Origin of the sequence: Desulfonatronospira sp. MSAO_Bac3, assembly GCF_003838035.1 — a bacterium.
In the GTDB taxonomy this organism is placed as follows: Bacteria; Desulfobacterota; Desulfovibrionia; order Desulfovibrionales; family Desulfonatronovibrionaceae; genus Desulfonatronospira; species Desulfonatronospira thiodismutans.
This window is the reverse complement of the sequence record NZ_QYZY01000293.1, coordinates 1-8418: the sequence shown is the minus strand read 5'-3', so window position 1 is coordinate 8418 and position 8418 is coordinate 1. Positions and strand designations below refer to the sequence as shown.

Below are 8418 nucleotides of genomic sequence, written 5' to 3'. Positions count from 1 at the left end.
GAGAGGTACTCCTGCCCGGCCAGGCTCTGGCGCACATACATAAGCAGGGTATCCATGAGCTCTTCATCTTTTATGCCCAGCCTGCCGGTTCCAGGAAGGGAATATATGTATCCGTCCCCAAGACTTATCCTATCAGAATCCAGGCCCAGGTGCACGTGCCCGTAAAAGAGGCCGCTGCCCTCTATCTTGTCCTGGAAGGCCCGTCCGGCATACTCAAGGAGATCCACGTCCTCAAAATACATATCCAGCCGGCCTTCCCCTGCTTCCAGGTCCCACCTGGAAGAATGTACTGCAATCCTGCCCTGTGGCACCAGCAGCCAGGAGCTTTTGTCCAGATGCAGTGTATCCCCCCGGACCCTGAAACTGGTCAGACCGTCCCGGGCGGAAAATATATCCGTGTCAAGCTCCTGGACATGCAGATAGCTGTCCCGGTCCCGGGCGGAGTACAAGGGATCGATGCTGTCCAGGGCCACAAGACCTGATATGCCTCTGGCTGCAATCCCTGCTTCCCGGCCCTGCACATCCAGGTCCTCCAGCTCCAGCTGAAGGTACGGCTCCATGCCCCCTGCATCCAGGTCCGCCTGTATATCCAGCCTGGCCCGGCCCTGAATATCAAAATCCCTGATCCGGGGAAAAAAGTCCTGGAGCTGCTCCCGGGACGGTACATCAAACCAGTCAGTGCCGGCTGTTGCCCTGCCTTTCAGACCCTGGTCCCCGAAAAAAAGATCCAGTCCCAGATCAGCCTTGATTCCCGGGAAAGCCTCCCAGGCCCCGTAAGCTTGGAGCCGGTAATCACTGACAGCAACGCCGCCTTCAGGCCCGGGGAACTTCTCGCCGTTATAATAAATATGTTCTATATTCCACCTGCCCCGGTCCTGTGCCTGGCTGTCCCAGCTCACGGGCAGGCCAAAGCTTATTCCTGCAAGTTCAAGGCCCATATCCTGAAGTTCTACCCCGCCCCCGGAAAGACTAACTGTAAGCCCGCCCCGGGGCAGGCCGTCCATGAACTCCAGGTCAGCCTGCAACCCCCCTGCGGCGAATGAGGCCCGTGCGTCACGGGATTTTACAACCAGCCCGCCCGGCAAGGAAGCATCCAGCATTATCCGGGGTGCTTCTCCCGCAGCCAGATCCAGCCCGGCCCAGTCGTCTCTGCCGGACAGGGTAATCCCCGGTATTTCCAGGTGCTCATCCTCCAGGTCCATGGACATGGAATCAAAACCAAGCCTGCTCTCCCGGCCCAGGCGCACAGTGGTCAAATCCGGCCCGGCAGAAATCCCGGGAAACAGTTCCAGAAAAATGCCCCTGACCTGCGCCTTCTGCTGCGGCAAATGCAGGTCCAGCGGTCCTGCTTCAGCACTGGCAGAATCTAAGGACACCCGCCAGTCCAGCCCGCCTTCATCACGGATGGCCCAGGCCTTGAGTCTACCTGCAGCCTGCAGGGGAAAGTCCCTCTGGACCAGGGCGTCTTTCGGCAGAAAAACCCCGGCCAGCTCAGGGGATACAGATCCCGCCAGGTCCAGGTCCCACTCTCCGGACCAGGGCTCATCCCCGGACCACAGGGCAAATATGTCTTCATGTGTGCCCGTCAGGTCCAGATCCAGCCTGTCCGGCTTTTCCAGACGGGCCTGCATAGACGATACTCCCCTGTCCTTAAGCAGCATATCAATACCGGCAAACTGAAAATCACCCAGTTTAAGGCCTTCCAGCTGAACACCTGCCTGCAGACTGTCACGGGAAAAACCGTCAAAAGTACCCTGCAGGTTCAGCGCCGCCCTGTCCAGGCCGAACTTCGTACCAGCCAGTGTCAGGTGCTGTCGCCCAAGCTCTGCATAAAAATCAATACAGCCGTCTCCTGGATCATCCAGGCCGCCGGCCCAGGTTAGCGAAAGTTCCGCCTGCAGGGGCAGCCCCTGCCGGGGCAAGGACTCAAACCTCTCATCTTCCGGCCAGGAACTCTGGATCGAAACATCCGCCCTGCCTGATTCCAGGTCAGCCAAACCCTTTATCTGCAGAGCTGAACCAAGGAGCCTGGTTTCAAATTCGGCCCTGATGTTTTTAACATCCCCGGCCTGGACAACACCGCTAAGGGGCACCCGCCAGCCGAGGCCTGCGTATTCCATAAGAAATGAAGACGACTGCAGCTCAAGCACATCAAAGGGAAGAGCAGGGACGGCCAACTCTCTTTCCCGGTCGTCCCCTTTAAAGGGCAATCCCAGGTCCAGTCCTTCCGGAGTGTATCCGGCCCGCCAGTTCAGGCCTGTGACCACAATTCTATCGGCCCTGCCCTGCATAAGGCTTGACCACCCAAGGCGCACAGCCACCCGGTCAACTTCCAGCCCCAGGTTTTCCCCCCGGATGTCACTCAGGTGAATCCCCCTGGGACCCACGGAGTCCACCCGGATTTGAGCTTCTTGAATGCCCTGGTCTTGCATGTAGCTTACAAGAAACCTTTCCAGGATGAAGGGCAGGGATATATACAGCCCCAGGACCAGGACCGGCAGAAGCGCCAGCATTAACAGCAGTACTGAAACCACCTTGCCGTGCATGGACCGGGGCCGGTTCTTCCTGCTCCCGGCAGGACTGTTACGGCTCATATTTCCCGCAATTATGTTTTGATGAAGGACAGTTACTGGGCAGGGCAGTTGAGTCCCAGCTTCAAAGTAAAGTAAAAAGTGCTGCCCCGGCCTTCTTCAGTATCCAGGGCGATAGTGCCCCCCATGAGCTTGACCAGGTTCCGGGCTATGCTCAGCCCCAGGCCCAGGCCGCCGTGCCTGCGGGTAAAGCTGTTGTCCGCCTGGGAAAAAGGCTGAAAGACCTGGAATATGAGATCATCGGATATCCCGGGACCGGAGTCGCTCAACGCAAAGCCCGCAAGGATACTGTCCTCATAACTGCGCAGAAGGCTTACATCCAGATGAATCTCGCCATCCTGGGTAAACTTTACGGCATTGCTGAGCATATTGAAAAGGATCTGCCTGACTCTGGCCTGATCCCCGCAGACCTCTCCCGGCAGGTCCGCTGCAATGCTGAGCTTAATGCCGAGACCCTTTTGTCTCGCTGAAGCCTCCAGGCTTTGTATTGTCTGTTGCACAACGCTGCGCAGATCAAAAGGCCTGTTTTCCAGCCGGGGTTCTACCTGGTCAAGGCCGGCAAACTCCAGGATATCTGAGAGTATGGTCAAGATTCCCCGGCCGGAAGCCTTGGCTGTCTGCAAAAGCTCCTGCTGCTCCTCATCCAGGGAGGTATCTTCCATAAGCTGCAGCATGCCGAAGATACCGTTTAACGGGGTGCGGATCTCATGACTCATGTTGGCCAGGAATCCACTCTTGGCCTTTGTGGCCGCCTCAGCTGCATCCCTGCTCTCAATCAGCTCCTGCTCCACCTTTTTTCTGGCCTCTATCTCCTGGCGCAGCATGTTGTTGGTGCCCTCCAGGGTCCTGTTCATCTCCAGGAGCTTTTCAGAATATTCCACCTGCCGGGTAATATCCTGCATGGCTGTAAAGCAGCGCAGGGCCTTTTGATCGCCGTGCTCAACGGCTATGCTTTTGATGCGCGCCCAGATCCCCCTGCTGTTTTGCACTTTGAGCTTGAGGCTTACGTCTTCCGCCACTGGCTTTTTGCTGAAAACACGGCGGCGGTGATCGGAAAAAGCCCTCTGGTATGTGGTGTCTAAGTAGAGCATAAAGGGTTTGCCGTGCAGGGTACGCTGATCCATACCCAGCATTTCCGCCCCGTAGCGGTTCACATCTTCTATGATGCCGTTTTCGTCGAAAACGAAAAACCCCACAGGTGCAAAATCAAAAAGCCGCCTGTACTCATTGCTGGTTCTTTCCAGCTGCTCCTGCTTGGCCTGAAGTTCCTCGTTCTGAATGGACAGCTCCACCTGGTAGACGCTTAGCTCCTGCAGTACTTCCTGGACATCTTCAAACTCCGATGCAGGCCCGCTTAAATCGTCATACTCCTTAAGGCTTTTTTCCGCCTTTTCCCTGAGTTCCTGCAATCTGTCCCTGGTAGATTTTTCGTTGTCAGGCATAAATTGTGATCCAATAAAGTTTGACTGCAATCATCTCTGCAAAGGCACTTGTCCGTGCCTGAGAGCACCCTTTTCCCAGGGTATGCTGCAGGAATATCCGCCTGCTCAGAGCACCTGGCCCCTGGATTATACCAACCATTTCTGATGTTTTTTTGCATGAATTTAGATTATTTGTCCAGTCTTTATTAATGCCTCAGGTCTTTCTCCTGAAAATACGCCGCCAGAGCACAAGGGCTTTTAAATAACTGTTCCTGTCACATCTTTTCCGCCCGGCATCTTGCTTTTGGGGGCTGCATGTTTTAGAGTTTAGTTTATGACCAAAAAAATTGACTACTCCCTTTATCTGGTAACGGACAACGGCCTGTGCATGGGCCGTGATCTAACCCGTGTTGTGCTGGATGCAGTACAGGGCGGGGTAAGCATGGTGCAGATCCGGGAAAAAAACAGCACAGCCGGAGAGTTTTTAAATACCGCCAGGGCATTGCAGCAAAGGCTTTCTGATTCCGGCGTGCCACTTATAATCAACGACCGGGTGGACGTGGCCATGGCCGCCGGGGCCCACGGGGTGCACATAGGCCAGGAAGACCTGCCCTACCAGGTGGTCCGGGAGATGCTCGGCCCGGACAAAATCATAGGAGTGTCCATCAATACCTATGACCAGCTCTGGCAGGCATCTCTTACTGACGTGGATTACCTGAGCCTGAGCCCGGTATTTCCCACTCAGACCAAAACCGACACCAAGGAGCCCTTCGGGCTGGAAGGCCTGAAAAAGGCCCGGGCCATGACCGGCAAACCCCTTATAACCATAGGCGGAATCAACAGGGACAACCTGGCGGATATAATGGCCACCGGAGTGGACGGCGTGGCCCTGGTATCTGCTGTCTGCTCCGCTGATTCTCCCGCTGATGCAGCCAGGGAGCTTGTCCGGATAATCAGGGACAATAAGATGCGGATTTAGAATTTTGGGATTTTGGGATTTTGGGATTTTGGGATCGGGGAATTGGGGGATTGAGGGATTGGGGGATTCGAGGATTTTGGGATTGAAGGAATTATTGATCAGGAACCCATAACCTAAGGAGGTACATATGCCTGAGTATGTCGTTTTGAGCAAACTTACTGATGAAGGACGCAAGACCCTGAAAAAGAAACCGGAACGTATCATGGAAGTAAACAAGGAACTCGAGGATATGGGGGTAAAGGTCAAGCAGCAGTATGCCCTGCTTGGCAACTATGACTTCCTGAACATCGTGGAGGCTCCGGATAACGAAGCCATGATGAAGATGTCCGTGGAACTGGGATCCAGGGGATCTGTAGAGCTCTTGACCTTGCCGGCCTTAGAGATTGATGCTTTTGTCAAACAGGCTACCTGATCATCAGCCTGCAGGCAGCTGTTCAGGGGCATGGACGCCGTCCACGCCCCTGAACGATTTCAAATATTACTTTGTTTTGAGTTCCCTTGTCACCTCTTCAACTTCCCTTTCAAGCTCTGTCAGCAGATCCTCAACTCCCTGCATATCCTGACTGCGGCCCTTATGCTCCAGCTTTCTGGCTGTTTCCCAGGCCACGTCCGCCACAAAGATACCCAGCATCCCCTTGAGGGTATGGGCGCTGTGAGTCAGGGAACCCGGATCATTGTCCTCCACAGCCTTGCGGATGCGCTGCATGTAGCCTTCGTAGGTCTGGAGAAAATTTTCGGACAGTTCCGCAAGAAGCTCCTGGTCATCTCCCATGCGGGCCAGGGCAGTCTCCAGATCAGCAGCTGCCGGCGACTGAAGACCTGGATCTTTTGACATGTTTTCACCGGCTTCTTCCATTTCTTCCTGGCTCCGGCCAGAGTGTTCTCCCAGCACTGCTTTTATCTCCTTGAACAGATCGGCCTTGCGGATGGGTTTTTGCACATAGCTGTCCATGCCCGCTTCCAGACATTTTTCCCGGTCGCCTTTCAGGGCATGGGCGGTAATGGCGATAACAGGTGTCCTTAAAAGACCCTCTTCCTGCTCCCGGGCCCGGATAAGCCTTGTGGCTTCCAGGCCGTCCATAACCGGCATCTGCACGTCCATGAGCACCAGGTCAAAATTCTCCCGGGCCAGAGCATCCACAGCCTCCCGGCCGTCATGGACCCCGCGGACCTGATGCCCCTCCTGGCTGAGTATCCTGACGGCCAGGAGCTGATTCACCTCGTTGTCTTCGGCCAGCAGTATCTTCAAGGGCCTTAAACCGTCAATTTCCTCCCCTTTGCCCTCTTGCGCCTGCTCCTGTTCATGGTCCATGCCCCCTGATACGGCATCCAGGATGGCCCCCAGAAGCTTAGACTGCTTTACCGGCTTGAACAGGTAGGCCTTGACCCCGTAGGTTCGCAGTTTCCGGGAGTCTCCCAGCTGCGCCCCGGAGGTAAGTACAAGTATGACCGGCTTTACAGAAGGGTCCATGTCCTGCATGGCCTCCAGCACGTCCAGGCCGTTCATCTCCGGCATGTGCATGTCCAGGAGCATGACCTGAAAAGGATCATTTGCGCTGGCGGCATGTTCCAGCATCTTCAGGCCCTGGCCGCCGCTCTGGGCGATGGCCGGCTGCATCCACCAGTACCTGAGGCTTTCTTCGAGTATACCGGCGTTGTTGGCATTGTCGTCAACAATGAGCACCTTGAGCCCCTGCAGCTGGCTTACATCCCCCAGGACCTGCTCTTTTTGCGCATCCTCTCCAGGCTCCAGGGGCAGCACAAAGCTGAAAGTGCTGCCTCTGCCGGGCTCGCTTTGCATCCAGATACGGCCTTTCATCATTTCTACCAGGCGGCTGCTTATGGACAGCCCGAGCCCTGTGCCCCCGTACTTACGGCGGGAGCTGCCGTCCGCCTGAACAAAGGCCTCAAAAATACCTTCCTGTTTGTCCCAGGCAATGCCGCTGCCGGTATCCACAACTCTGAAGAGTATCTGCAGTTTTGAGAGGTAACCCTCGTCCCGGGCTGCATGCTGGAGCATTTCTTCTGCTGCCGCCAGGCGGACTTCCACCTGCACCTCACCCTGCTGGGTAAACTTGATGGCGTTGCCCACCAGATTGACCAGTACCTGGCGCAGGCGGTCAGGATCTCCTTTGAACCCGTCCTCCATATCCGGCTCCACACGCACTACCAGCTCCACCCCCTTTTGATGGGCCAGCATGGCCACGGAGTAGACAGCGTTGTGCACGGTTTCGCGCAGGCTGAAGTCTATGTACTCCAGATCCAGCTTGCCGGCCTCGATCTTGGAGAAATCCAGGATATCGTTTAAAAGGGCCAGCAGGGACTCAGAGGAATTCTGAATAATGGACAGATATTCCTTCTGCTCGGGAGTCAGCTCGGTGTTGCCGGCCAGCTCGGTCATGCCCATTATGGCATTCATAGGAGTGCGGATCTCATGGCTCATATTGGCCAGGAATTCGCTCTTGGCCCGGCTGGCCTCCCTGGCCTGCCTGGCTGCTTCCTGGTATTTTTCGTTGAGTACCATCAGCTCCTGGTTTTTTTGCTCCAGGTCCTGCTCTTTTTCCATGAGGGCGGTCACATCCTGAGCCAGTTCCAGGTAGCCGGCGATGTTGCCCTCACGGTCTCGCAGCACCTTGGCCCTGGGCCGGATATACATGACCCGGCCTTCACCCCGGTCCCAGCGGATAATCTGTCTGGTATCCACATCTTCGCCTCTTTGCAGGGTAGCTATGGGACATTCGGGCAGACCGCAGCAGTCGGCGTTGAATACCTGCCGGCATGTATAATATCTCAATTCTTCCGGGTCGTGCTCTTCTGCCAGGTCCATTGTGGCCCGGTTGGCGTGCATGATGTGCATATTGCTGTCCACCACGAACACCGGGTCCGGGATAGCGTCCAGGACCATGGTGTTGAAAGTGAGCATCTCATGGTATCTGTCCATGAGCCGGTTGAAGTCCGAGGTCAATTGGCCCAGTTCGTCCCTGGACCCGGGATCCAGCCGCCGGCCCAGGCTTTCTTTATTTTCCTGGATACCTTGTATCTGCTCCCGGATACGGCTGATGGGTTCTATAACGCTTTGCTGGACCACTTTGCGCCCCACCAGGAGAAAAACCAGCATAATGGCCAGAGGAGTGCCCCACAGAAGGCGGTTCATCCAGGCCAGCCTGAACTGCTGCTGGCTTACATCCAGATACTGGGCGGAGACCCCGACTGCATTGCCTGCATAGTCCAGTATGGGAAAGGCAGCAACGGCATACCCCTTTTCAATGCGCACCTGCAGACCCTGCTCTCCCTGCTCCAGATCCTGGACATTGAGGGCCTGCATTATCTCTTCCTCGCCCTCGCCTGCAGCCAGTATATAGTTCTCATTCAGGCGTGGATAAGTATCCCGGTCCTGCATCTCCGGGGCCAGGTGCAGCCATTCTTT

At 55.9% G+C, this 8418-nt stretch carries 5 protein-coding genes; 2 read left to right on the top strand and 3 right to left on the bottom strand.

Annotated elements, in window-relative coordinates; all coding sequences use genetic code 11:
• Together D5S03_RS09950 and D5S03_RS09945 are read right to left on the bottom strand one after the other, a co-directional pair.
• The coding region (locus D5S03_RS09950) for a hypothetical protein (RefSeq protein ID WP_287043774.1) at positions 1-2594 on the bottom strand (2594 nt) is incomplete at its 3' end.
• Positions 2595-2626: 32 nt separating this feature from the next.
• Entirely contained in the window at positions 2627-4033 is a 1407-nt protein-coding gene (locus D5S03_RS09945) for a PAS domain-containing sensor histidine kinase (protein WP_008869609.1), read from the bottom strand.
• A gap of 313 nt (positions 4034-4346) precedes the next feature.
• Between D5S03_RS09945 and thiE the strand changes: the two genes are divergently transcribed.
• Both thiE and D5S03_RS09935 read left to right on the top strand, forming a co-directional pair.
• Positions 4347-4991, top strand: coding sequence for a thiamine phosphate synthase (gene thiE / locus D5S03_RS09940; protein ID WP_287043773.1), 645 nt, complete (start codon positions 4347-4349; stop codon positions 4989-4991).
• A 127-nt stretch (positions 4992-5118) separates the two neighbouring features.
• A complete protein-coding gene (locus D5S03_RS09935) occupies positions 5119-5403 on the top strand; it encodes a GYD domain-containing protein (RefSeq protein ID WP_008869611.1) in 285 nt (94 codons plus the stop codon).
• A gap of 66 nt (positions 5404-5469) precedes the next feature.
• Here D5S03_RS09935 and D5S03_RS09930 read toward each other — a convergent pair.
• The coding region (locus D5S03_RS09930; protein ID WP_287043770.1) for a hybrid sensor histidine kinase/response regulator at positions 5470-8418 on the bottom strand (2949 nt) is incomplete at its 5' end.

What these genes read in the sequence shown, in the direction of transcription:
- thiE (WP_287043773.1), top strand. Translation starts at nt 4,347, where the DNA reads ATGACCAAAAAAATTGACTACTCCCTTTATCTGGTAACGGACAACGGC.
- D5S03_RS09945 (WP_008869609.1), bottom strand. Translation starts at nt 4,033, where the DNA reads ATGCCTGACAACGAAAAATCTACCAGGGACAGATTGCAGGAACTCAGG.
- D5S03_RS09935 (WP_008869611.1), top strand. Translation starts at nt 5,119, where the DNA reads ATGCCTGAGTATGTCGTTTTGAGCAAACTTACTGATGAAGGACGCAAG.